30 protein-coding genes, 1 pseudogene and 1 riboswitch are annotated in these 24,245 nt (G+C 41.7%); of the genes and pseudogenes, 6 read left to right on the forward strand and 25 right to left on the reverse strand.

All coding sequences use genetic code 11. The features are described from left to right. Window positions 1–8: 8 nt before the first annotated feature. The 6 genes from IPH84_20355 to IPH84_20380 form a co-directional block, all read right to left on the reverse strand. Window positions 9–611, reverse strand: coding sequence for a hypothetical protein (locus IPH84_20355; GenBank protein ID MBK7175510.1), 603 nt, complete (start codon window positions 609–611; stop codon window positions 9–11). A 47-nt stretch (window positions 612–658) separates the two neighbouring features. Beyond that, entirely contained in the window at window positions 659–1,741 is a 1,083-nt protein-coding gene (locus IPH84_20360) for a hypothetical protein (protein ID MBK7175511.1), read from the reverse strand. A gap of 112 nt (window positions 1,742–1,853) precedes the next feature. Next, window positions 1,854–1,983: riboswitch (molybdenum cofactor riboswitch) on the reverse strand. A gap of 37 nt (window positions 1,984–2,020) precedes the next feature. Then, window positions 2,021–2,608, reverse strand: a complete 588-nt coding sequence (locus IPH84_20365; protein ID MBK7175512.1) for a molybdenum cofactor guanylyltransferase — start codon at window positions 2,606–2,608, stop codon at window positions 2,021–2,023. Window positions 2,609–2,878: 270 nt separating this feature from the next. Then, complete coding sequence (locus tag IPH84_20370; protein MBK7175513.1) at window positions 2,879–3,217, reverse strand: four helix bundle protein; 339 nt, start codon at window positions 3,215–3,217, stop codon at window positions 2,879–2,881. 307 nt (window positions 3,218–3,524) lie between these two features. Beyond that, a complete protein-coding gene (locus IPH84_20375) occupies window positions 3,525–4,748 on the reverse strand; it encodes an S-adenosylmethionine:tRNA ribosyltransferase-isomerase (protein MBK7175514.1) in 1,224 nt (407 codons plus the stop codon). Window positions 4,749–4,875: 127 nt separating this feature from the next. Beyond that, window positions 4,876–7,200 carry a TonB-dependent receptor gene (locus IPH84_20380; protein ID MBK7175515.1) on the reverse strand — a complete coding sequence of 775 codons (2,325 nt, stop codon included), beginning with the start codon at window positions 7,198–7,200 and terminating at the stop codon, window positions 4,876–4,878. A 271-nt stretch (window positions 7,201–7,471) separates the two neighbouring features. Here IPH84_20380 and IPH84_20385 point away from each other — a divergent pair, with 271 nt between their 5' ends. The 6 genes and pseudogenes from IPH84_20385 (at window position 7,472) to IPH84_20410 (ending at window position 11,665) form a co-directional block, all read left to right on the forward strand. Then, window positions 7,472–7,816, forward strand: a complete 345-nt coding sequence (locus IPH84_20385; protein ID MBK7175516.1) for an MmcQ/YjbR family DNA-binding protein — start codon at window positions 7,472–7,474, stop codon at window positions 7,814–7,816. A 2-nt stretch (window positions 7,817–7,818) separates the two neighbouring features. Further along, on the forward strand, window positions 7,819–8,520 hold the full coding sequence (locus IPH84_20390; GenBank protein MBK7175517.1) for an MBL fold metallo-hydrolase: 702 nt from the start codon (window positions 7,819–7,821) through the stop codon (window positions 8,518–8,520). A gap of 133 nt (window positions 8,521–8,653) precedes the next feature. Then, window positions 8,654–9,169: a L,D-transpeptidase gene (locus IPH84_20395; GenBank protein MBK7175518.1), complete on the forward strand. Its 516-nt coding sequence runs from the start codon at window positions 8,654–8,656 to the stop codon at window positions 9,167–9,169. 175 nt (window positions 9,170–9,344) lie between these two features. After that, window positions 9,345–10,100: a hypothetical protein gene (locus IPH84_20400; protein ID MBK7175519.1), complete on the forward strand. Its 756-nt coding sequence runs from the start codon at window positions 9,345–9,347 to the stop codon at window positions 10,098–10,100. Between the two features lie 26 nt (window positions 10,101–10,126). Beyond that, window positions 10,127–11,049, forward strand: a pseudogene (locus IPH84_20405) (alpha/beta hydrolase). Between the two features lie 58 nt (window positions 11,050–11,107). Beyond that, the gene (locus IPH84_20410; GenBank protein MBK7175520.1) at window positions 11,108–11,665 is read left to right on the forward strand and encodes a DUF1697 domain-containing protein; all 558 of its coding nucleotides are present in this window, start codon (window positions 11,108–11,110) and stop codon (window positions 11,663–11,665) included. 32 nt (window positions 11,666–11,697) lie between these two features. Here the strand turns inward: IPH84_20410 and IPH84_20415 are convergent, their stop codons facing one another. The 19 genes from IPH84_20415 to IPH84_20505 all read right to left on the reverse strand — a co-directional run bounded on the left by IPH84_20415 (window position 11,698) and on the right by IPH84_20505 (window position 24,190). Continuing rightward, window positions 11,698–13,260, reverse strand: coding sequence for a T9SS C-terminal target domain-containing protein (locus IPH84_20415; protein ID MBK7175521.1), 1,563 nt, complete (start codon window positions 13,258–13,260; stop codon window positions 11,698–11,700). 156 nt (window positions 13,261–13,416) lie between these two features. Beyond that, window positions 13,417–13,797, reverse strand: coding sequence for a periplasmic heavy metal sensor (locus tag IPH84_20420; GenBank protein MBK7175522.1), 381 nt, complete (start codon window positions 13,795–13,797; stop codon window positions 13,417–13,419). 160 nt (window positions 13,798–13,957) lie between these two features. Then, entirely contained in the window at window positions 13,958–14,380 is a 423-nt protein-coding gene (locus IPH84_20425; GenBank protein ID MBK7175523.1) for a hypothetical protein, read from the reverse strand. Beyond that, the gene (locus tag IPH84_20430; protein ID MBK7175524.1) at window positions 14,377–15,039 is read right to left on the reverse strand and encodes an RNA polymerase sigma factor; all 663 of its coding nucleotides are present in this window, start codon (window positions 15,037–15,039) and stop codon (window positions 14,377–14,379) included. Before IPH84_20430 ends, IPH84_20425 begins: the two co-directional genes overlap by 4 nt. Before the next feature lie 20 nt (window positions 15,040–15,059). Next, entirely contained in the window at window positions 15,060–15,398 is a 339-nt protein-coding gene (locus tag IPH84_20435) for a hypothetical protein (GenBank protein MBK7175525.1), read from the reverse strand. A 182-nt stretch (window positions 15,399–15,580) separates the two neighbouring features. Beyond that, window positions 15,581–16,324, reverse strand: a complete 744-nt coding sequence (locus IPH84_20440; protein MBK7175526.1) for a hypothetical protein — start codon at window positions 16,322–16,324, stop codon at window positions 15,581–15,583. Window positions 16,325–16,430: 106 nt separating this feature from the next. Then, the gene (locus IPH84_20445; protein ID MBK7175527.1) at window positions 16,431–16,709 is read right to left on the reverse strand and encodes a hypothetical protein; all 279 of its coding nucleotides are present in this window, start codon (window positions 16,707–16,709) and stop codon (window positions 16,431–16,433) included. 343 nt (window positions 16,710–17,052) lie between these two features. Continuing rightward, window positions 17,053–17,385, reverse strand: coding sequence for a hypothetical protein (locus IPH84_20450; protein MBK7175528.1), 333 nt, complete (start codon window positions 17,383–17,385; stop codon window positions 17,053–17,055). 161 nt (window positions 17,386–17,546) lie between these two features. Then, on the reverse strand, window positions 17,547–17,984 hold the full coding sequence (locus tag IPH84_20455; GenBank protein ID MBK7175529.1) for a hypothetical protein: 438 nt from the start codon (window positions 17,982–17,984) through the stop codon (window positions 17,547–17,549). An 11-nt stretch (window positions 17,985–17,995) separates the two neighbouring features. Beyond that, complete coding sequence (locus IPH84_20460) at window positions 17,996–19,180, reverse strand: hypothetical protein (protein MBK7175530.1); 1,185 nt, start codon at window positions 19,178–19,180, stop codon at window positions 17,996–17,998. A gap of 263 nt (window positions 19,181–19,443) precedes the next feature. Then, window positions 19,444–19,947, reverse strand: coding sequence for a hypothetical protein (locus IPH84_20465; GenBank protein ID MBK7175531.1), 504 nt, complete (start codon window positions 19,945–19,947; stop codon window positions 19,444–19,446). An 18-nt stretch (window positions 19,948–19,965) separates the two neighbouring features. After that, entirely contained in the window at window positions 19,966–20,121 is a 156-nt protein-coding gene (locus IPH84_20470; protein MBK7175532.1) for a hypothetical protein, read from the reverse strand. Between the two features lie 234 nt (window positions 20,122–20,355). Beyond that, entirely contained in the window at window positions 20,356–20,628 is a 273-nt protein-coding gene (locus tag IPH84_20475) for a DUF1566 domain-containing protein (protein ID MBK7175533.1), read from the reverse strand. After that, window positions 20,567–21,382, reverse strand: coding sequence for a hypothetical protein (locus IPH84_20480; GenBank protein ID MBK7175534.1), 816 nt, complete (start codon window positions 21,380–21,382; stop codon window positions 20,567–20,569). Before IPH84_20480 ends, IPH84_20475 begins: the two co-directional genes overlap by 62 nt. After that, the gene (locus tag IPH84_20485; GenBank protein ID MBK7175535.1) at window positions 21,357–21,791 is read right to left on the reverse strand and encodes a hypothetical protein; all 435 of its coding nucleotides are present in this window, start codon (window positions 21,789–21,791) and stop codon (window positions 21,357–21,359) included. The genes IPH84_20480 and IPH84_20485 overlap by 26 nt, the downstream gene beginning before the upstream one ends. A 131-nt stretch (window positions 21,792–21,922) precedes the next feature. After that, window positions 21,923–22,939, reverse strand: a complete 1,017-nt coding sequence (locus tag IPH84_20490; protein MBK7175536.1) for a hypothetical protein — start codon at window positions 22,937–22,939, stop codon at window positions 21,923–21,925. Continuing rightward, window positions 22,869–23,381, reverse strand: a complete 513-nt coding sequence (locus tag IPH84_20495) for a hypothetical protein (GenBank protein ID MBK7175537.1) — start codon at window positions 23,379–23,381, stop codon at window positions 22,869–22,871. The genes IPH84_20490 and IPH84_20495 overlap by 71 nt, the downstream gene beginning before the upstream one ends. Window positions 23,382–23,544: 163 nt before the next feature. Continuing rightward, on the reverse strand, window positions 23,545–23,778 hold the full coding sequence (locus tag IPH84_20500) for a hypothetical protein (protein ID MBK7175538.1): 234 nt from the start codon (window positions 23,776–23,778) through the stop codon (window positions 23,545–23,547). A 106-nt stretch (window positions 23,779–23,884) separates the two neighbouring features. Further along, on the reverse strand, window positions 23,885–24,190 hold the full coding sequence (locus tag IPH84_20505) for a hypothetical protein (protein ID MBK7175539.1): 306 nt from the start codon (window positions 24,188–24,190) through the stop codon (window positions 23,885–23,887). Window positions 24,191–24,245: the final 55 nt, after the last annotated feature.

Raw genomic sequence — 24,245 nt, forward strand, 5'->3', positions numbered from 1 at the left:
TGGAAACATTATAACTCAAGCTGATATCTGTCGAGTAAGTCAATAATCAGTGACTCTGCAGCATCAGGATCATCCTTTTCAATGTCCACCACATATACCTCTCCCACTGGCCATGTGGCAGCGATCCTTTCAATGAGATGTTTTCTTACTGTCCATATCTGAATTGAACGTTGCTTCTGACAAATATTCTGAATGGAGGTAGCCCATCCTTCATTTTGTAATTCGTAAGGACCTACTTCATCGATTACCACAAGTTGTGCATCGTCAGAATTCAGGATTTCCTTTCCTTTGAGTAATGCTTCATCAAAGAACCTGTATCTGTGATAGTTTTGCTGATCCCCTTTCTTTTCAAGCCTGCATAATGGAACTGTCTCAGCCGATGCGATATCCAGCAAGTCGAATCCAATCCGCTGATCTCCTTCATGAACCCCGGTTGCAAGAAATCCAATCATTTTTACCTGTTTGTTTTTCAAACGATTTACAAGTTCAGAAACATATGTAGTCTTTCCCTGCTGCCGATCCCCACTTATCAGAATCACCGGTTTCCGGCCAGATATTGCTCTTTCGAATGAACTAATCAGCTGCTCTGAAACCGGAATAAAACCAGCCAATGACCTCAAAGGGTGACGAACGAAGGTCCTGACCCCCGGAAACTCATTCAGAACAGCCGGCAAGGCAGAAAAGTAAGGTTTACCGACTGGTATAAGGATGAGAGGCCTCCTCTAAGTGAGACGGCACGAATTACAGGATTGCGCAGTTCGGTACTGATGGCTGAAAAACCTAATATGATGATCAATGCCCTGAAATTCATATTGAGACCTACCATCAATCCTTTCACACTGAAAAACGTTCCCTGGGTGATGCTATCCAGCAGAAGTGAAGCTACCATTGTAATCACTATGAACTGTATCCAGAAAAGTGGCTTCTTAAGATAACGCAACGAGTGCCTGTAATGGTAAAACACAAATCCAAGGTAGATAGCAGCTAAAAAGAGTGCGGGAATTAAGTAATGATAATTGATTAGGAACAGCAGCAGGACGACAGCTAAAATATTCAATCCGAGGAGCCAGACAGAATACTTCTGATTCTCAGTCTTGTTAATAAAAGTTTTCTCATTATTTAGATTCAGACTGTCAAGCCCTTTATCATCCTTTACCTCTTTCAGGCTGAGGCGTGAAACCCAATACCCGGCAATAGCAGCAATAATGCCGGCAACCAGGTAGAGAATTGAAATGATCCAAAGCAGCTTTTCAGCAGGCAGGTTTTTGATTCCCAACTGCTTAATGGCATAGGAATAAAGGGCATCCAGGATCCTGACAAGGTCGAAGCCGTATAGAATCAATAAACTAACAACCTTATGCAGCAAGGCGCTGAATACGGCCAAGGCCCCTCCTACCGAATAGGCTAGTAAATTATGTCCTAATATCCATACTGCCAGTTCCAGTAATAAAGCTTCGGAGAAAATTCCGATCATGGGTCCCAGGATGATCGCGGAAGGCGAAATGGATTTTAACAAAGCACAGATCAGGCCGGCCCTCCAGATGATCCCACTCTGTTTCCAGCCCGCAGCAAAGGAAATCACGAGCATCACACTGGTAAATGACAGGATGGTTCCGGATAAAGGAAACCGCAGGTTATGCAGGAAGCTTCCAAGTATAATCTCAGTAGCGGCCCAGAAACTCGCAATTACAGAAGCCTTAAGCCATTTTGAACCCGGAACTGCAGCCGCTATAGTCCTCATAGTTTGCCAGAATGAAAGGTAAACACAAGGTGCTGAAACCTGGCAGCTGAAATCACTTCATAATAAGGCGGGATAGGAATAGCAAACGCTTTCCTGCCAGGCAGAAATATTTTATTCTTGTTCATTTTCTCCTTTCCAATTCATTTATATTCGGGAGGCCAGCCTGTTTCCGGACTAACCCATCGGTCAGCACTTCATGGGCTTAAACCTTTAGAAGCACAAACTCGGAGAGTAATCGCAACAATATTACGATAAAAATTCAGAAGAGAGACACAGCTTTCAGATGGAATTGATCAGTTTTTGGGCTGCGTTAAGGTCATCCTTTGTATTGATATTCATAAAAAGAGCTTCATGATAAAAGGGCAAATGGGGCTCAATGGGTAATGGATTTAAATTGATCAGCCTGAAAAGATCTGGAAGCTTATAATTGCCCGATTTTACAGAAGCTTCCATTAAAGGAAGAATCGACAGGTCATAACATGCGCATAAAGGTTCATAATGTTCCTGTCCTGACCAGGGGACTGCTGCCTGGTATCCCTTCGAAGATTCGATAAGGTGTTTTAATAATCCTTCGTTTACAAAGGGCAAGTCGACTGAGAGTACAAGGTTAAGAGCGGTTTTTGAATGCAAAAGGGCACTGTATAACCCACCCATCGGCCCAATCCCGGGCTCTACATCCTTAATCACCTGGAAACCTGTATCATTAAAAGAATTCCCGTTTGAACTGATAAGAATAGTTTCACAGACCTTTGATAAATTTTCGATCGCAATATCTATCAATCTTTTCCCACCCAATTCCACAAGTCCTTTCTCCTGCCCCATCCGGGAGCTTTTTCCGCCTGCTAAAATTATTCCGGTGGGTTTCATAAGTGTGAGGTGTTAAATTCCAAGGAACAAATTCCAAGATCCAAATTCCATCCAAATTCAAATTCCAAGAATCCAAATTCCAAGAATCAAATTCCAAGTCGCAAATTCCAAAATCCAAATTCCAAGTCGAAAATTCCAAGTCGCAAATTCCAAGTCCTAGCTGGCGGTTTCAAAAAATCACAGGATTAAATTCAATGGTTAAAATCCAGGTTTCTATTATTAATTTCTCAAGTACAATTTATAAGTACCAAAACGAGAATAAAGCAAGGTTTATAGCTTGTTAATGATTGAAGCTAGAATTGCTTGTAATTCACTTGATTCTTTAACCAGGTACTCTGCTTGTTTGCAATCTCCATATTGTAGCCTAAGAAATATTCTTAGAAAGTAATTTGATTCCCGCATTTCTTTAAGAGATATTCCAATTTTTGTCTTTGCATCCGGACGTGTTGGTGAACCTTGCGACTCTTCATAGTTTGCGCCGCTCGAAGAAGAGGATCTTAAAAGCTGACGCTTCATATCCATAGTTTCTAAGGTATTCCTAACAGTGCGCAAATATAAAACTACATCCACAGCAAACGTAAGCAATCGCTCACAAAGATTATTATTCATTCTCATCAAGATTAAAATAATAAAAAAAGAAAATGGCTTTTATTTGAAATATTGCAATAATTCTATCCTTGTAAAGCTCATATAATATTGATTTCGTTCACATTAAATCTAATAATAATAGTAGTAAAAGTTTCAACCAAATTTAAAAATACATTCATAATTCTCATAAAAAACAATCCCTTTTCATCAATAATCCTACCACGAGTTTAAAACAACTGGGTCTTGAGACTTGGGACTTGGGACTTGGGATTTGGGATTTGGGATTGGGGATTTGGGATTGGGGATTGGGGATTTGAAACCTGGGTCCTTAAACCTTCTTAAAGAACAAACAACTATCCCCATAACTCAAAAACCTGAAATCATGCTTCAGGGCATAATCATAGGCTTCGCGCCATCCTTCGCCAATAAAGGCAGAAACCAGTAACAATAACGTGCTTTTCGGCTGGTGAAAGTTGGTGATAATAAGGTTAGGGAACTGAAAATGGTAACCCGGAGCAATCAGGAGAGAAGTAGTTCCTCTTAATGCCGGTAAGTTATTTTTCTCAAGGACTTCCTTCACCTTCCGGAGTGCAAGTATTCGTGGTTGCTGCTCAATGGAATAAGGATCCCATTGTTCTACCTGCATTATGGCATGAACTGGTTCTGACTGTAACCATTTCAGCCCTTGCCAGTATAGGCTCTCAATGGTCCGGACGGTAGTTGTACCTACAAGGATGATATTTCTATCCTGGGATTCAATCAGTTTATTGATTATTTCCAGTGGAACAAAGACCTCCTCTTTATGCATCTGATGTCCTTCAAGGGTTTCAGCACTCACCGGACGGAAAGTACCTGCTCCGACATGAAGAGTAATCCTGGCAATTTCAATATTTTTCTTTTCTAAAGTTTCGAGCACCCGGGGTGTGAAATGCAATCCTGCAGTAGGAGCAGCAACCGATCCATCATTCTTTGCAAACAGGGTTTGATAGGTAATCGCATCTTCTGGCTGGTCCTCTCTCTCCAGGTATGGCGGCAATGGGATATGGCCGGCTATTTCCAGTATTTCAGAGAAAGTCATTTGCTCCGGCTCCCAGGTAAACCGAATCATGAAGGTATCATCCACTCTTTCAAGTTTCTCAACCGATACATTAACTAACTGTTGATCACTTTCAACATTCAATATCAGCTTTTCATGCTTCCATCGCTTTGCATTCCCAACCAGGCATCTCCAGATGCAGCTACCCTTTTGCTGAAAAGCAAGATGGGTATCAAGTGAATCGGCTGGTTCAAGGCAAAATACTTCAATCCGGCTACCTGATTCTTTCCTGAAAATCATGCGGGCATGTATCACCCTGGTTTCATTGAATATGATCAGGCTATCAGGGGGTAAATGATCAGACAAACGACTGAAGGAATCCTCAGAAATCAAACCATCTTTATGAACAAGCAATTTGGATTGATCACGCTCTTGCATTGGATAGCGTGCAATCCTTTCATCCGGCAACGGATAATCGTAATGTTCAATAGAAATATTCCGCGGATCAATGTTCATAAGAAAATAAGGATCTCAGATAAAATGAGACAAACGATTCTTTTCAAACCTATACCTCGTTGATCTGACGCATTGATTTTACTGCAATATTACATCAACTCAGCCAATTGAAAAAACTGAAAGAGCCTCAATTCTCCAACGATTTGAATTTCAATCCAATAAAGAATGTTCTTGGCATTGCAGGACCATAAATATAATTGCTGTCGCGATTCTTGCCAGTATCGAAATCATCCTGGTAAGTATCAAGGATATTTTTTATTCCACCTGAAAGTTCAAGGCCGGTGTCCAGTTTACCTATTTCAAAAAGGTAAGATACCTTTACATTGTGTTCAAAAAAGGATTCTGAAACCACGAATTTGTCATTTTGGGTATTCTCAGGCGAGCCTGCTGAATGCAAAATCTTCATTGGCCCTGTAAAAACTCCGCTTAATGAAGCGTTTAATTTGGAAGAAGGTATAAATGAGAGGGTATAATACCCATAATGGTCTGGAGTTCTCAGGTATTGGCGGGTTGGCTCAAGAATGTCAGAATATCTCACCGGGTCCTGATAAGTAGAAGACTGGATCGTATACCCTGATTCGACCTGAATTTTTCGATTATAATTCCATCTGGCTTCAATAGTAGCACCTTTCACTGTTGATGAAGATGCATTTCGTTTCTCGAAAATCAGTCCGAATTCATCGGCCCCTGCCTCTTCCAACACAAATGCATCATTGAGATTAGTATAAAAGGCTTCCAGGGTAAATCCTGCAATGAATTTTTCTGTGGCCTTGTCATAATTAACGGAAGCACTAAAGCTTGATGAGTTTTCCGCTTTGAGGTCATCGGCCAGCCTCACTCTTGAAACACCTCCCCCTGCAAAAGCAATGTGCATATCGGAATCAAAAGCCTGGGGAGCCCTGAATCCCTTCGACCAGGATAAACGAAATTGGGTTTTCCCTTTTAATTTATACAGGGCGGAAATCCTGGGATTAAAAACGAAATGATCGACCAGGTTGTGCTTATCGGCCCTGATTCCCGTAAGTAAGGTGAGGTCTTTCAGAATATCCCAGTCACTTTGCAAGAAAGCACCGGTCGCCCTGGTTACCTGGTCAAGTTTATAATGATAAGCTACAATTTCATCTTCCACTTTATCTGTCAGGAACTCCCCTCCAAGAGTAAAAGTGTTTGTCCCTTTGATGAAGCCTTTCAATTTATGGTTTAGCTGAACTCCTGCCTGGAAAGTGGTATTCAATGTTTTCCCATAAGGTGGGTTCAGAAAATGCTGCTGATAGGATACACTGTCCGTTGCATCAGGAACAATACCGGTATAATGGTCGCGTGTGGTTCGTTGTGCAGAGGTGTAGAAAATAAATGCCGAATGATCATCATTGAAATCTATCTCGTAATCAAGTCCACCCATCAGGATATTGTGGGTTCTTTCTTCCGACTGTTGCGCCTGGAAAGCAGCTTTATCCACCATCTCTCCACCGTATCTGTATTCATATAAACTACTGAAATTGATCTCAATTTTCTGATTATGTGTGGGTTTGAAAAACGAGGTTACGCCAAATGAGTTATTGGAGAGCAGGGGCAACTCTGAGAAGTTATCACCATTTGCATCATACATTTCCCGGTTCCTTCTGGAGGCAAAAATGGAAACCCCCGAATTATGCTGTTGTCCAAGCACATTGAGGTTTGCATTGATCATCTGATCGGTGGCGTCACCTCCAATCAGGGAAGAATACAGATTGACATCAAAGGAGTTTCTATCCGGAATTTTTGTGATTACATTCACGGTTCCTCCAATGGCACTTGATCCATACAGTGCAGAACCTCCTCCCCTGACCACTTCAATACGGTCAACAAGATTTGAAGGAATCTGTTCCAGTCCGTAAAGGCCGGTTAAAGGACTAAAGACAGGCCTGCTATTGATGAGGATCTGGGAATAACCTCCACCCAGGCCATTCATCCTCAATTGCGAATAGTTACAGGTTTGACAGTCGGTCTCAACCCTTAACCCAGGCTGAAAACAGAGCCCTTCCGACAAAGTATTCGCCTGAATAAGGCCAAGGGTTTTTCCTTCCAGTACATTAACGATAACGGGCGATTCCGTCTGCCTCTTAAAGGTTTTCGTTCCAGTAATTACCACACCATGAAGAGACATGATTTCTTCTTCGAGTTCAAAATTCAACTCAAGGGTAACACCCTTCTTTAATGTGATTTTTTTACTTTGTTTCTTGAAACCCACCATCTGGGCGATGATTTCAAATTCACCTTCCGGAAGGTTCACAAGCATATAATGCCCTGTATGATCCGTGGTAGTGCCGATGGTTGTTCCTTGAAGCATCACTGTTGCAAAAGGAAGGTGTTCGCCTTTGGAACGGACATCACCAAACAGGTTGGCATCAGTTTTTTGAGCAAAAGTGAATATTGAGCAGAGGATTCCCAGGAAAAATATAATGGGTTTAATTATTCTCATTGAATGAAATGGCTATTTTTTATCATTAGTCTGGAAATCTCAACAACAGGAAACAGGCTTTGTTCAGCATTTATATATTAAGAAATGTTAAGTAGTTAAATCAACAGCTACCACCTGTTATATGAAAAAATGGCTTAACCTGACAGGTTTTGAAAACCTGTCAGGTTTACCCCACAATCTTGATTGCTGTATCTGCAACCATTGTTTCGAAAAACACCTATTTATAAACTATATTTGAACTTCTGAAAACAACAATCTATTCATGAACCTCGAAGAACTGCGCAATATTTGCCTTTCCTTTCCTATGGTCACTGAAGACATAAAATGGGAAGATCACCTTTGCTTTAATATCGGAGGAAAAATCTTCATGATCACCAGTCCCGGATCAGTCCCTGTTACAGTTTCATTCAAGGTATCAGAAGAAGATTTTGAGCAACTGATCCAGGTTAAAGGCTTCTCAGCTGCCCGTTACCTGGCAAAGCACAAATGGGTTTCAGCAGATGATATTAGTCTTTTAAATCAGCAGGAGTGGGAACGATTAGCTAAACAAGCCTATTCACTCATAGCGGCTAAACTTCCCCTTAAGTTCAGAAAAACACTTCTTTAAACATGCATATTAAAACCGGAAAAAATAAGTATGACCTGTATAAAGTACTGAGTTTTCGGTGCAATGCATTCGTATTGAGCAATGGTAGTCAGAACCTTTTAATTGATTGCGGAAGCAGTCACTTTCGCAGACAATTGCTCTGGGGACTGGCAAAAAGGGGGATCAGGCACCTGGATGCCCTGATACTGACTCATACTCATTTTGATCATTGTGGAAACAGCCATTATGTAAAGAACAGGTTCAATACTAAGGTAATTGTTCATGAAACCGAGGCTGGATTCCTTTCCTCCGGGAAATCACCATTGCCAAAAGGCTCCACAGGATTTACCCGAATACTGATCAATATTCTTGGTGGGAGAATACCCTCCTGGGCCTGTTATCAACCGTGTGATCCTGATATTCTGGTTCATGGCAAATATCCACTGGATCATTTGGGGTTTAATGCATATCTTTTGCCGACACCCGGACATTCACCTGGTTCTATGAGCCTTATCATTGATGATGAAGCAGCCATAACCGGCGATGCTATGTTTGGCATTTTTCCAGGTTCCATATATCCACCGTTCGCTGATGATGTTCCATTACTAATCCAAAGTTGGAAGTTATTGCTGGATAGTGAGGCCGAAGTATTTCTTCCCTCTCATGGACAAAAACGCCTGAGAAATACTGTGCTAAAACAATATACCAAATACTTAAGGCATTGATACTTTTAGCATACTCTCATCGTTCAATTATCAAATCCTGTAAACAGACCTATGCATGAGATGGATCCCATTTCTGATTATAATTTTTCTCGTTCATTCCTGTCATGCAATACCTTTACACGATAGATCTGCTATGAGTGATCATGATAGTTTACTGAACTATAATTTACCTTTGAAAGGCCTCATTGATTCCCTGGAATTAAAGGGCGAGGCAATTCGGCTGCTGATATGCAAAAGTCAGTACACACTAACTGTTATTGTAAAGAATAAACCCATAAAAACTTATCCGGTTGTCTTAGGGCCCAATCCTATAGATGATAAGCGGATGGAAGGTGATGGATGCACTCCTGAAGGTATCTTTGGCATTCGCAGCATGTATCCCCATCGGTCCTGGTCCAAATTTATCTGGATTGATTATCCAAATGATGAATCCCGGGAAAAACACAGGCTTTCAAAGCAGAAAGGAGAAATCCCTGAAACTTCGACAATTGGGGGAGAAATTGGCATTCATGGCGTACCAGATGGGAATGATGCACTTATTGAGGAAAGGATTAACTGGACTGCAGGATGCATTTCACTTAAAACAGCTGATATTAACGAAATTTACGAGAATATTTCTAAAAGCACTATAGTTGAAATTGTTAAATAATAGTACAAGATTTCAATGATTTCATATCTGTTTCACTTGAATACTAAATGCTTCCTTTGTACTTTTGCAGCTGCAAGGATTCAAATTACGTTCTCCATCTTCATATATTGAAGAATAAGAAAAAAAACATTTTTCGTCAAGTATTTCATTAATGTTCCATCATAATTTATCTACCATGCTCAAATCAGTAAAAGTATTTCTAGCATTATTTGCATTAATGCTAAGCACCGACTCTTTTTCTCAAATTCAAATGTCATTTGATGAATTTAGGAACTGGATACAGTCGAAATCGCCGTCAGGCTACTCTGCAACTGATTTTAATGACGAAAGCGGCTCTTACTCTGCAATGCTTGTGAAAGGCACCCGTTTGGTTACCATTTCTTTAAATGATGTTGAGCAATTGGATGATGACCTCAGGCCTTTGAAATCGACAGGAAAACCTGTTGAATATGAACGCAATGGCCATCGTTGCGTGTTTTCCGGTGGGGAAGTAAAAGTCTTATATGTACAACTTCTTGCTATTAATGCAACAGTTATGCTGGGTTCAATGGATCCAAAAATAACCCGGGCTGATTTGGAGAAAATGACAGATGAATTAGGTATTGATAACCTGAAGCCAGTAGTTACTTCAGCAAACAGCTGGCCTGCTGAAATCCCTGCTGCCCTTAGACTTGATGCTGATCTTATTTCTGTTGAAAAACTGGAAGCTTCAACCGAAGGATATCTATATGAATATCATGTGTTGGTTAAGAATAATGAAAAATTGGTTCCTGCTATACGAAAAGTGATTTCAGAATGCGGAGGCGATATTTCTATGACTCAATACCAGAATTTTACCATGCTTTGTGGAGTTGCCGATACGATGGAAGGACTGAGAGAGATGGAAGCAAATGAACCTATTTTGTTTGTCTATTATAAATCGGCCAATTAAGTAATTACTTTTTTCAGCCTGATCAAATGACTTCTATAAAATCTAAACTCATTATCTGGCTGATCCGGAACCGGCATCATTTCAAATTCAAACTGGGTAGGAATTATTTTGATCCCAAACCGGAAGCCATTGTCAAATTAAGGAAGGAAACTGAAGAGGCCGGACTGAAATTTGGCAAAATCCCCCCGGATATCATCATTATTCCGGCTACCATTGGCAGGATGTATGCAGAATGGATGAAACTGGAAACAGCTGATCCCGGAAAAATCATTCTGTATTTCCATGGAGGGATGTACCTCATTGGATCGCCAAAAGGTCACAGGGTACATGTCGCGAAATTTGTAAAAGGGACGGGTGTGAATGCCCTTACATTTGATTATCGCCTCGCTCCTGAACATCCTTTTCCTGCTGGGTTGAATGATGCTGTTGATGCTTACGAATATTTGCTGGCGCAAGATTTCTCTCCAAAAAACATACTCTTTATTGGAGATTCAGCTGGAGCTGGACTTTGTTTAGCTACCCTGCTCGCGCTGAAAGATAAGAACCTGCCTCTTCCTGCCGCAGCAGCGGTGCTTTCACCCTGGACTGACCTCACACTTTCAGGAAATTCCTATCAAACCAATATATACAGCTGTGTCTCGCCACTGGGAAGTTCTGAATATGCTTCATCTTACTATGCAGGCAGCAACGACAGAAAACACCCTTACATATCTCCCTTATATGGCGATCTGAAAGGTCTGCCTCCCTTGCATATTTCAGCCGGAAGCAAGGAAATTCTACTGGATGATTCTGTTCAATTTGCCGAAAAAGCCAGGAAGCAGGAGTAGATGTAACTTTGACTATTGGTGATGGAATGTGTCATTGTTATCCGGCATTTGGAAACCTGTTGCCTGAATCGAAAGTCACTCTTAATGAAATTCTGGCCTTTTTAAGAAAACATATTGCATAAGGCTCTGTTTCTATTCCGGTAATTATTGCCATCTATAATCCCTGATTAATCCTGAAAAATGCCTCCGGAAACCTATATTGCTTTACTTAGAGGGATAAATGTAAGCGGAAAGAACCTCATTAAAATGGATGCCCTGAAAAAGAGCATGGAATCCCTGGGTTTTGTAAATGTGAGGACCTATATCCAAAGTGGAAATATCCTGTTTGATTTGGAAAATGCTGCGACTTTGAGCCTGGCACAAGTAATCAGGGAACAGATTGATCAGGATTTTGGGCTGCAGGTGCCGGTCCTGGTAAAAACTTATGAAGAATGGGATATTGCAATAAAGGAAAATCCTTTTTTACCTGAATATTCAGAAACCATTGAAAGCCTTCATCTCACTTTCCTTGAAAACCAGGCAGAAGAAGCACTGATTCAAAAGATACTTCCGCTGCAAAATGGCCCGGATCATTGTATTATGATAAAGGACAGGATTTATCTTTATTGTCCGGAAGGATATGGCCGGACAAAATTTACCAACACTTATTTCGAAAACAAACTGAAGGTAAAAGCTACCACAAGGAATTGGAAAACCATCCTGAAATTGAAAGAAATGGCGGCTACTATGGTTCGATAATTATTTTCTGTATTGCTTTTTCTGAAGGTGTTTCAATAGTCAAAAGGTAAATACCGCCTGAAGTCAAGGTTCTTTATTTTACATTGAAAGGTATTTTCGCCGACATTTAAATTTGTTAATACCCTTTTTTTAATTCTTTTACCATCAATACTAAATAGGGAGATTTTTGCTTCCTCTATCTTATTTAAATGAAACTTAACAACAAAGTCTCCTTCACTTGGATTTGGGAAAACATTCATTTTTAGTGTTCCAATGCTTTGTTCGTTTAAGACATGAATGCCTACTGTTGAGTTTTTAATTACATACACCTTGAATATTTGGCTGCTGGCACTGCTCTGTGTTCCGGTATTTGTAAAGAAGACATTTGCAGCACTACTGCTAATACCACCATAGATGTAACCAACCAATGTACTGTCGGAGGTAAAGTCGTCTAATTTAAAAACTTCATTAGCATATTGAGGAACACTGTTGACCGGAATAAATTCTGCACTTGCACCCAATAATGCCGGCATTTCAACAGGGAGTTTATACTCTGACATTGTTCCTTCTGAATTTCGTGTAACACGGGCAATTGTCTTAACAAAAGGCACATTATTATCTTGCACTAATACGCCTACACTGTCAAAATATTGGGCAATGCCCCCAAAGAAGACGCTGTGCATTTCGTTGTTTAAAGCAGAATAAAGTGGCAAAACAGCACAATGGTAATGGTTATAGAATTGCTGAAACGAATTGTTCACTTCATAATTTGTGCTGTCAATATTTACACAATTTAGAAAAGGCAAGTCGATGGTTGGTTGAAATACTCCGGAAAAAGCAGTTATCCCCTCAGCACCATCAGGAAGTATCTGAGCAACTGCATTGTAGTCTCTGCGGTGCAAATTTTCAGCATCTATAAAAGATGGCAGATGAGTTATTGTAATATCCGTTCCATTATCTGATAAAATGAATTTGCGGATTGCATCGGTATACACCTGAGTATAGGTAGGATTACCCATAGGATTGTAATTGCCGTCAAACTTATTCCCACCAACCAGGTAATATGTATCGTTTATCTTTTTTAAATGTCCGCCTGACACCGCAAATTGTGCATCAGTTATTTGTCTGAAAAAACTTGTGAAGGGCATTCCTGATATTATTGCATTAATTACAGCCGGAACATCAATAGCGGTTAGGTTTTCAAATGTTTTTCTTGATGCTGTTGCTAAGTTGTATCCGTATCCCCCGATGATGTACAAATAATTACCCTCCTGGTGAAACTGCATGTTTGTTGAACTTAATTGTTCCTGCATCGAAACAGGCAGTGATGAAATGGGGGCAGTCCATTTTTGTTGAGATACAGGATCAATGACAATGATTTGATTGTTGTTGCCGGCGATATCAAAAGCAGCAAAAGGCTGTCTGCGATGAAGTCCGTCAAGTCGGCCGCCTGCTATAAGCCATTTCCCGTTATCTTGTCCAAATGCATAAGCTTGCAGTCCACCAAGACCATTAATATTCATTGGTTCTATATAAATACCGAAAGGTGCTGATTGTGCAAAAGCTACCTGGCTAAATATTATTATTCCTATCAATACGGATAATCTCTTTGACATTGTGGCAAAAATTTTATTATTTAGAAATTTTGTATTCAGAAAAGCAGTGACCATTAGAAATTCCTCAACTGATCATTTTGGAGAATTTCATATTCCAATCAGTCCCTGCTAAACTTTTCCTGCTGTAATAGGTAAGGATATATACCCTGGATACAACTAATTGTTCGCACCTCTTTGTTTTCCATAACGGTGCCGGTGCTTCATCCCTTTTCCTTCCCCATTACCCATAAAATTGCAGCCATAAAGTTCGGCATAAATTTCGGAAAGCCTGAGTGTTTGTTCCGGTGTGCAAACTTGTTTCAATTCAAGAAATTGCTTCACATTAGCCCGTTGCAGATTGCCCTGCTGAACACCCAATTCTTTAAGAATATTGTCGACTAATTGTGCATCGGTTTTTTCTTTCGACAATTCTTCCAGCAATTTCGACTTGGCAGATTTTATTGAATCTACAATCGGCCCACTTTGAACCTTATATTCACTATTGATATCTTTCACTTTCTTATCCTGATCTGCAGAGAGCGACAATTCCTTAGTCAAGGTTACTCCCGGCTTATTATCGGTTACTTTAACGGGGTGTTGGTGGTATTCCTTGCAAAAAGGAAAAATGAAAGCAGGGCTGTGATATTGATAATGGCAAGAAAAATCAAAGCCCAAAGTATAAATCGATTAGTACCGATGGTTTTCATAATTCATTGGATTAGTCAAAATTTATCACATCTTCATGTACAACATCGGAAACATTGAGTTCATTTCGCATTTCCTGCAAGTTGTTATCGAACTGATTACTTGTATCCGAAAGCTTCTGCCCCTGGTAACCGATGGTGATGCCTGCCAATACTGCAGTAATTACACCCAGGCTAATAATTGCAGGTTTCCAAATGAGGGTTGAACGTGGAGCTTTCGCTCCCCCCCTTTGACTGATTATTGAAAGCATGCGTGTTTCAGCGTAAGGAGGGACTTCAATTTCACGCTCCTTTTCAATTAAAAGGTTAAAGGCGAGGAATTCCCTGTACATAAAATCACATTCTTTACACTCTTTGCTATGGGCAAGCATATCCTCCCCTGGTGAATCGGAATCAAATAGTGTATGAAGGTTATCCCTGAATTGTTCGCATTTCATTTTACTGTTTTTTTGGATGAATACTCCTGAAAGTAACCTATTAATTCTTTCTGAAGATTTTGCTTTGCCCTTTGCAAATATGATTCCACCGAGGCAAGACTGACCTCCATAATTTCTGCTATCTGCTTATATGACAAATCCTCATATTTACTGAGGATAAATGCTATTCGTTGATTTTCCGGTAAACCGTTTATTGCCTTCTCCAATATTCTCTTCCTTTCCTTATCATCGAGCACAGTCGGCTCACTTGATGGTTCCCACGATTGTGGCCGGTTATTTCCCGGGGTGCTTTGAAACAACATCTCAATTCTTTCAACCCATTGGTTCTTTTTATTTTTCCTTATATGATTCAATGATTTATTGACGGTAATACGGTAAATCCAGGTTGAAAGGGAAGCATCTTTTCTGAAACGGGGAATGGACTCCAGCAATTGAAGGCAAACATCCTGGGCCAGGTCTTCAGCATCATCCATATCCTTTAAAAAATGGTAAGCCGTTTTTATTACCCGCTGATGATACCGGTTGACAAGAGACTCTACAGCCAGTTTATCACCTGCAATAATTCCATCAATGAGTTCTTGTTCCGTCATGCTGGTTTGTCCCTTGTAAAAAGTAGGAAGAAGGCCTTCAAAAGTATGAATTCCTTCTTCCAGATCCACTTCATTACTCTATTTTGACCCTATCTACAACGTCCACCTCTGTTTGGGGTATTTCCTCCTCTTCTGCAACCCTGTACGGCATTTTTACCCCTGTTTCCTTGCCTGTATCCATTCCCGGATCTGCGGTCACAAACACCATCGCCATCGGCATCTACAAAATTGGCACCTCTGCCTCTGCCTCCCCTGTTTTCATAGTTATCACAAGTTCCATTATTGTCCTTATCAACAAAAGTTCCGGGGGTGTAACTTTGATTAGTGGTGTTTGCTGGTTTGGCAGTATTCCCGGACTTTGCTGCCTGTCCATAAACCAGGCTTCCGGAAAAAATCAACATGATTAAAGAAAGATAGAATATTTTCATTTTTTTGGTCTTAAGTGAACTATTATAAGTTAGACACTTAAAGCCGGGAAAACCATCGCTTAGCAAAATAAAATATCTTTATACTGAATTGCTAAAATATTAAATGACTGTCTAAAAATACTATTTACACTGAGTATGTTCCATAAAGGAAAATTCGTAAACCTAATCAGCCGTAGTATAGATCAATGCATAAAATTCTTTCTAAACCAAAGCTTATAGAGAGGATCAAGGAATTCAGGCTTGCCCGGAAAAATGTCGATAATCTCCTTATGAATCAGAGCCTCCCTGATCCTGCGGATATTTGAAACGGACCCAAGATCAAATTTTTTCATAGTATCCATAGAGGTAAATGAGATCACTCCTTCGGAAAGTGCTTTAAGAAACGCTACCTGCGTGTTCGGGAGGTTATCCGTTTGCATCTGGAACAGATAATTGTTCTGATCCAGGAGGTTGGCAATCGCAGTATCAATTATTGCTTGTGTGACTTCTTTATCAGTAATGCTCCAAATCTCATGAGCCAGGTACTGAATATAATAAGGATGATTTTCAAGAAGTCCCGGTATGTTATTTGCCAGTACTTCAGGAAATTGTTTACCTGAGCAGGCGAACCTTTCTGAAATAAATGGAGGCCAGAACCCAGCGGGTATTTTTTCGAGCATTACCAGATCGCCAAACCGGTAGAAAGGCATGGAAGGATTGTTAAAAAAGTCGATGAGCATATGCCTTCTGCTTCCAAGTAAAATATATACTGCATTTTTATGAAGCTGCCAGTGTGCCCGCAACGTTTTTTGGAATTCCAGGGGTTCATCGAAAAAAGCAAGATTCTGAAATTCATCAATACAAACCACGATCCTGATTTTCTTCTTTACCGAGATGACCTCCGGTAAATTAAGAATTTCATCAGGGTTCTTTTTACCTCTTTCCAATCAAGGGAAACTGGAAAAATCACTCATCGGATCGCTGCCCATGTTGAACCTGGGGAATTAGGCCTTTTAAGAACTGCCGGGCATCATCCATCCATTTTCCCATCGGTCAGATCCTGTTTTCAGAACAGCTGTGACAGTTGGGCATAAAATCCTCCTCTTTCCGGATATTGAACATATCAATAAAACAAAACCTTACTGATGAATCTTCCTGTTGATTTTTTTCATCAACCTGGCGTACCAGTGAGGATTTTCCCCAGCGCCGAGGTGAAACCAGCATGGAGTTGATACCCGAACGGATATTCCGCTGAAGGCGTTCCTGCTCTATGTCTCGATCCAGAAAAAGGTCTCCTGAGATGATCTTCCCGAAAATAAAAGGATTTTCCATGAGTCCAAAATTTGACACAAATGTATTATACATTTTTGTATGATACAAATATGTGCAAAACAAATAGATGAATTATTTGATTTTTTGCCAGGATGCTCTTTGCCGCCAAGGCCAAATCAGTTACAAACTGCTTTATTGAGCCAGGCCGAAGCATAGAATTCATCGATACTGGGCATGTTCCATACAGAAAATCTGCAAACCGAATCAGCCACAGTATATTGTTCGTATCTACCGATTGTTCTGCCTGAAACAAAAAATCCCTGCCAATCTGGTTGGCAGGGATTCAAAAGACTGTTAAGAATAGAATAGGTTGAACCAGTCAGAACACCATCTCTGATGGATGCTATTTCAGCACCGGAGAAGTCTTTTCATTTGAATGGCCTCTTAGAGCAGAAGGTTTTGACAGATCATCAATTGCTTTCTTATAATGAATCGCTTCCCCGTTTTGAACTCCGGCCTTAGAATCTGTTCCTGAAGGGGATCCAGCTCCTGAAGCCTGTTCAGTTCTATTCATATCCTTCATTTCAGGAGTTCCTGGCTTTGGAACTACGGTTTCTAAAGCCGGTTTATTAGGATCTGGTAAGGTGGAAGGATGAATACCGACGGTCAGTTTGCCTCCTTCATATACATGCCTCTTACCATTTGTTTTGGTGTCAGCATCATTGTCGCAATCCACCGCAAGATTTTTGGGGTAACTGTTTAATCACTTCCCGGCAAGACAGGATGTTCAAATCCGGCCCTTTCCCAATAGCTATATACGATATGGTTACAGTACTTTTGCCATCGTTATTTTCAACAACCTTACATCCTTTTGGGGTCACCTGGTCAAGGTATAGGCTATTCGATTTTCCCATTGATGTTTGGTGACCACCAGTGGCGACTCAGTGAAACAGCAGCCACGAAAGCCGGGTTAAAATCAATTGAAGCCAATCCATCCTTAACTGTAGCGAAACCACTGGTTTGAACCGTTACATCGGTTGAAACAGAAGTATACATCACCGTGTTAGTCTCTGTGCCATTTTCCTGCAGGTGCACATCCAGGTTATTCTTGAAAGTTACGCCATTCGCATACATAGCATAATTCTGACCTTCCGTGTAGGTCCCGTATACCTTGCCATGGATATTGGCTCCCATCAGGTCGCCCCAGGCTCCGATTCCTATCCCTGTGCTTGCCCTCGCTGCTTTTCCTGCTCCAAAATTCCAGCTAGTGAAATATCCGCCATACCCTGAGGCGCCACTGTCTTTGTAACCAAGGATCCCCCACAGAACCCTCACTTCTGCTCCAATTACCCTCCACAGCGTGAATAATCGTTGTAATTGTAACCTGATGATCCAAAGGAGTAAAGATCGCCCCAGAAGGAATAGCCAAGGCTGGCACTGTTGGTCGAGGAAACTCCGTAACCTGTCCCGTTATTTGAAGCACTGGCTCTGAAATCATAGGAGGCTGACTGCCCGGGACCATTTAACGGATCCTCGTTATGAAAGGTATAATTTGGATGGTATACGTTGTATCCCAGGTAACTTGATCCGGAAGCATCATAATCGACCTGCAGTCGTGAGGCCGGTGTATAAGTGCCGATACCTACATTACCACCTACCGGCTGAAGCACCATTGGATTCGAACCATTGTAGGTTCCAATCCAGAATTGAGCATTGGCTGGGGTTGGATTTGAATTCCAGATCAGGAAGCCTTTATAATCAGTTGACTGTCCCACATACAAAAGCGCAGTTCCAATGTCATCGCCAATGGATACATTGGAGACTGAATTAAAAGTGCTGAGCGGTATCCCAAATATCCCTGTTTGTGTATTGTCAACTTTTGCCACATGAAATAAACCTGCCGGAACTACATTCCCAATTCCGACATTGCCCCCTATAGGCTGAAGCAACAATGGATTCGAGCCATTAAAGGTTCCAACCATCAACTGAGCATTTGCAGGAGTGGGATCGTAATTCCAGGCCATATACCCCTTATTGTCTGATGACTGCCCGACATAAAGGAGGGAGAACCCTGAATCATCCCCGATGGAAACATTGGTCCCACCATTGTATCCCAGTATGTTTGATCCAAATAACGCAGTATAACCAGGGATATTCTTCGCTACATGGAAGTTGGCTAAGGGAGTAGAAGTCCCGATGCCAACATTGCCGGCGTCGTAATAAATATCGGCTCCATTGTTCAGCCATTGGCCGGCATTACTGCCAACCAGGTCCCAGGCCGGGACTGCTGGCGTACCGGAATTATAGTATAAGCCTTTTATGCCATCGGTTTGAAAAATGGTCAGGCCGGTAGTGGGGTTGACTATTGCTGATCGCTGGACAAGGGTCATCCTGGGAGCCAGCAGCCCTTTGGTTGTGCTTTTCATCCAGCATGGCTGAATTGTCAGGGCACTGCCGTCAGTATTGATAGCGACCTGGGCATGGATATTCAATCCGAATGCCACAAAAAATAGTAGAAGTATTTTCTTCATAGTAGTTGGGTTTACTCATTAAACAATTGAGATTCAATGATGTTCAGATACTTGTTTCGCATATGTAAACCACAGAATTTATTTACTGAAGGGATCAGCAGGCAAATCCCATCTTCTTTGAATTTCAAGTTACCGGTAGTATGGTATGTCAATCCGTCTGGCGGATCACAAATCATAATTGAATAGGAATAAACCATATGGTGATAATATATCATCAACTATTCCGGAATCATACCATAGGGTCTAAGAATGATTGCAAGTGATCATCTAATAAATCGATCCCATTGTCCGGCATTATTTCCAACCAATACCCAGGAGGGATCAGCGGCAGTTCCGTTAAACACCTGCAACTCCCCGTTCAGGCCACAGTCAAGGCACCATACAACCAGCCCCGCAGCTGGATCGGGTATAGTAAGCTGTTGAAGATTGGTCATCCTTGGCGGTAAAAACCCTCTGGTTGTAGAGTTGACATCCAGGGCTGCTGACGGATCGGGTGTGGTGGTTGAAATTCCCACATTGCCATTCGGAAGCACACTGATTCTTTCTCCTCCCACATTGTTATCAAAAACTGACCAAAGGTCGCCGATGGTACCCATAAAATACTCACGCTGTGAATTCCTGGTACGGACACCGGCATAGAAATTATCCTGGGTCTCTATCAATATCCTAAGGTTAACCGAATCAAAAAGATGCAGTTTATCACCAGGGAGAATATTACCAATACCCGCTTTCCCGGTGATATTGGCATAAATATTATTCCCGTTCACTGTCCATGGACTGTTAGTTTAGGTTGCCCATGCAGTGCCGTTATAGTACCAGTAACTCTGGGTGATGAGATCATACACGGTAAGCCCGGTGGCTGGTGAGACAATGGCTGTTCGCTCTGCAGAAGTCATCCTGGGCAGGAGCATGCCTTTGGTTGTGGATTTCACATCCAGCATGGCTGAATTGTCAGAACTGAGCCATCAGTATTTATAGCTACCTGCGACCAGGCCCCAAAACAGGCTGTAAGGAAAAGAGTATTAAAAGTTTTTCATAAAGTCATTTTTAAGATTATTTTAAAATTCCTCGGTTAATCGTCAAATTAATTTGCAATGCCATGGCATGAAAAATGAACATTCTATGAACATGAATAAACTCATTGGTAAGTAGTTAATCCTAAGTTAAACTCAAAGCTAGAAAGACCGGATAGGACGTATTTTACGTGTTACAATCTTTTTAGCTAAGAATGTTAAGCCATTTGAGAAATCAAGATAATGTGCAAAACCAGAATCATACTGTGAGGAACTCCAGTATAAATCAAGATTGTTAAAACCACCAATCGCAGTCCTGTTATTAGAAAGTATTTCTAACTCATTAATGGAAGGCAGATACCAATCACTGTAATCATTTAATACCAGGTCTCCACATTTTCTGGCAGCAATATTCGTCTCGGCACAGCCAGCCATAATGTCTATGGTGTTCTGATTGCCAGTTCCAACAGTAACAGCCAATAGCCCCGGATAGTAATGTTCCATAACAGCCCCAATGCGCAGGAGGTAGGTCGTCGGGAGTGGCAATGATTCCATGAAACTCTCCGAAAACATATCCAGGGTCGCCGGGTGCCAGCACATAGGCGATCTTACCACCCTGGTAATTTTGACCAATAACCGGTCCGGCCGTGGCTGCACCACCTATCATATTGGTCCAGGCAGTTCCGTTAAACACCTGCAACTCCCCGCTCGGGCCACAGTCAAGACACCATACAACAAGCCCCACTGCCGGATATGGTATAGTAAGCTGTTGAAGATTGGTCATCCGTGGTGGCAGGAACCCTTTGGTGGTAGAACTGACATCCAGTGCTGCTGATGGATCGGGCGTGGTGGTTGCAATCCCCACATTGCCGCCCATAATAGCGGTTCGCTGCGCTCCTTTAATCAATAGGTTATCGTCAATATCCTCACTGATAAACACATAATCACCATCCCCGAAGTTTAGCTTTGAACCCTCCCCATAGGTCACCCCTATACCTGTAAGACGCAATGTATTATTTGTGGCAGGATCCGAAACCATCAAGCGGTGAGTAGGTGCAGTATTTCCAATCCCCACATTGCCATTCGGAAGCACACTGATTCTTTCTCCTCCCACATTGTTATCAAAAACTGACCAACGGTCGCCGATGGTACCGGTGAAAAATTCACGCTGAGCATTCCTGGCAGACAACCTGCATAAAATTATCTGGGGTCTCTATCAATATCCTCAGGTTAACCGAATCATATAAATGCAGTTTATCATCCGGGAGTGTGGTCCCAATACCCGCTTTCCCGGTGATATTGGCATAGATATTATTCCCGTTCACTGTCCATGGACTGTTAGCTATAGTTGCCCATGCAGTGCCGTTATAGTACCAGTAACTCTGGGTGCTGAGATCATACACGGTAAGCCCGGTGGCTGGCGATTCAATAGCAATACGCTCTGCAGAGGTCATTCGTGGCAGGAGCATACCTTTGGTTGTGGATTTCACATCCAGCATGGCTGAATTGTCGGGCGTAGAGTTATCGTTGTTGATGGCTACCTGTGCATGAGTTGCCATTCCTAACGTTATAATAAAGAGTACAATAAGTTTTCGCATATTCCCTGTTTTCTTGGATGAACGTTAATAGTTATTAAAGAAGCTAAATGAGTTGAAATGTAAACAAACAGCAACCCTAAATAAAGATGTGGATCTGAGAATGCATCTAGTTCAAGCAAGCTTTTCCCATCTTATTTTTGCCTTTGAGTCGAAGTGGTGGTATTGACAGCTGGTGACATGCCAGATGAATTACTTCCCGGAACTATAGCTGGAGTTGATATTACTTTTTCTGCTTTCCGGGGTTGTACATGCGGGGTTCCATGTACATCATTTCCGAAGGACTGGCCTGCTGCAGCATTATGACCTGATGATGCAGGAGCAGATAAAGAAGCAGGAATAAAAGTCTCAGCTACCGATTTTCCGCGGTCAGTATATACGGAGGGATGAATTCCGACCTTCAGTTTACCATCTTCATAATACAGGCCTTCCCCTTTGGTGTCTTTAAATGCATCGTTATGTAAACCGCGGGCAAGATTTTGAGTATAGCTGCTTTCAATTACTTCACCCGGGAGTATGGGATGTTCATAGCCTGCCCGCCGGCCAATTGCGATAAAAGAAACCTTGGCGCTGCTTTTCCCTTCATTACCTTCTGCAATGCTGAATCCTTTTTCTGAAACTTCGGACAGATATACCCAGTTGGGCGAACCTACAGGGGTTACCGTAACCACAACAGGGATATCGGCTGACACGGATGCAGTGAATGCCGGATCAAAGGCTATGCTTGCTTTGCCATTGGTAAGGGTAACATATCCGCTGGTCGTAACAGTTACATCCGTTGAAACGTTTGAGTAAAGAACCGTTTGGGTTTCGGTCCCGTTTTCCTGCAGGTGCACATCCAGGTTGTTTTTAATTGCCAAACCGTTTTTTGAGTACGTTGCGTAGTTTTCCCCTTCGGCATATATGCCATACACCTTGCCATGGATATCAGCGCCCATCAGGTTGCCCCAGACTCCTATTCCTATTCCTGTATTTGGTTGGTTACTTTTACCTCCCCCGGCATTCCAGTTGGAGAAGTATCCACCATACAATATGTATCCGGTCGCACGATAACCCAATGATCCCCAATAACCTCCTCCGCTACTTGCACCTACCCTCTCTCCGCTCATAGTCAAGGTAACTGAACCCTGAAGTGCCAAAAGAATATTCATCACCCCAGTAAGCCATGCCTTTGAGCGCTGAGTTGCTGGAGAAATCGGCATAATCATAACCATTATTTGCATATGAGCGGGTTCTTAATGCAAAAAGTGCCGACTGCCCGTCACCTTCAACCGGATCTTCTGTATGATAGAAATAATTTGGGATGGTATTGGTATAACCTAATAGACTCTCGGAGCCGGAACTACTGACATGGAATTTAGAAAGCGGGGCTAATACACCGACTCCAACATTACCATAGTAAGGCTGGAGCAGCAGGGGATTTGAACTGTTGAAGGTACCTATCAGGAATTGAGCATTGACAGGGTTAACATTGTAATTCCAAATTAAATAGCCTTTGTCGCTTGCCGACTGACCCAGGTACAATACCGGAGAAGCGGCATCATCACCGATTGAAACGGCAGTTCCATCACTATAACTTTGAATCCGAACCAAATAATGCGGTAAAGTCAGGACTGTTTTTGCAACATGCAAAGAGGCCAGGGTGGAGGTATTAATTCCAACCTTCCCGAACTATAATACATATCAAGGCCATTGGTAAGCCATTGACGGAATTGCTGCCAACCATACCCCATGCCGGTGCCAAAGGTGTACCGGATTAATATATAGCCCTGGGAGTGTCGTTATTCGGGAAAGCACCAACCCGGTGGCCGGTGAAACGATTGCATTCGCTTGGGCAAGGGTCATCCTTGAGGCAACACAGTCCACGGGTAGTGCTTTTCACATCCAGCATAGCGGAATTATCGGGGTCGGTGCCATCGGTGTTGACGGCTACTTGTGAAATAGCATTCAATCCAACAGTTAGGCAAAAGATGAGTAAAAGATTTTTCATGCGATCAGAAGTTAAACGTGAACAATGAATCAGGAATAAAATGTGAAATAGAAAGTGTATAGAAATACAAGTTATTTTAGCATAGCTACAGTGAGATTGATACTTCCTATTGATCAAATATCATAAAGTTGAATGGGGTATTTATGTGATTTCCTGTAGTAAAATCATAAGTCTCAATGATAACAGTATTCTGATATCCACCTGTCCTGGCAATTGCATAGACATAAGACAGCATAGGGGAAACTATTGTGGTTGAAACGGCAGAGGTAACCGAAGTTGAAATTTTATACCCTCCAGTAGCTAATTGTATGACACTAAAGCCATCAGTTCCACTTATAATACCACCATTTTCATCGATAAGTCCATAATAGCGGGGTAACATAGGATATGCACCGGTATTTGCAGTCCCCAAAGTACCGTTATCACTTAAACTATATCTTCCAGTAATATTTGCATCTGCCATTTAC

The organism is Bacteroidales bacterium, from assembly GCA_016707785.1.
Classification (GTDB): Bacteria; Bacteroidota; Bacteroidia; order Bacteroidales; family UBA4417; genus UBA4417.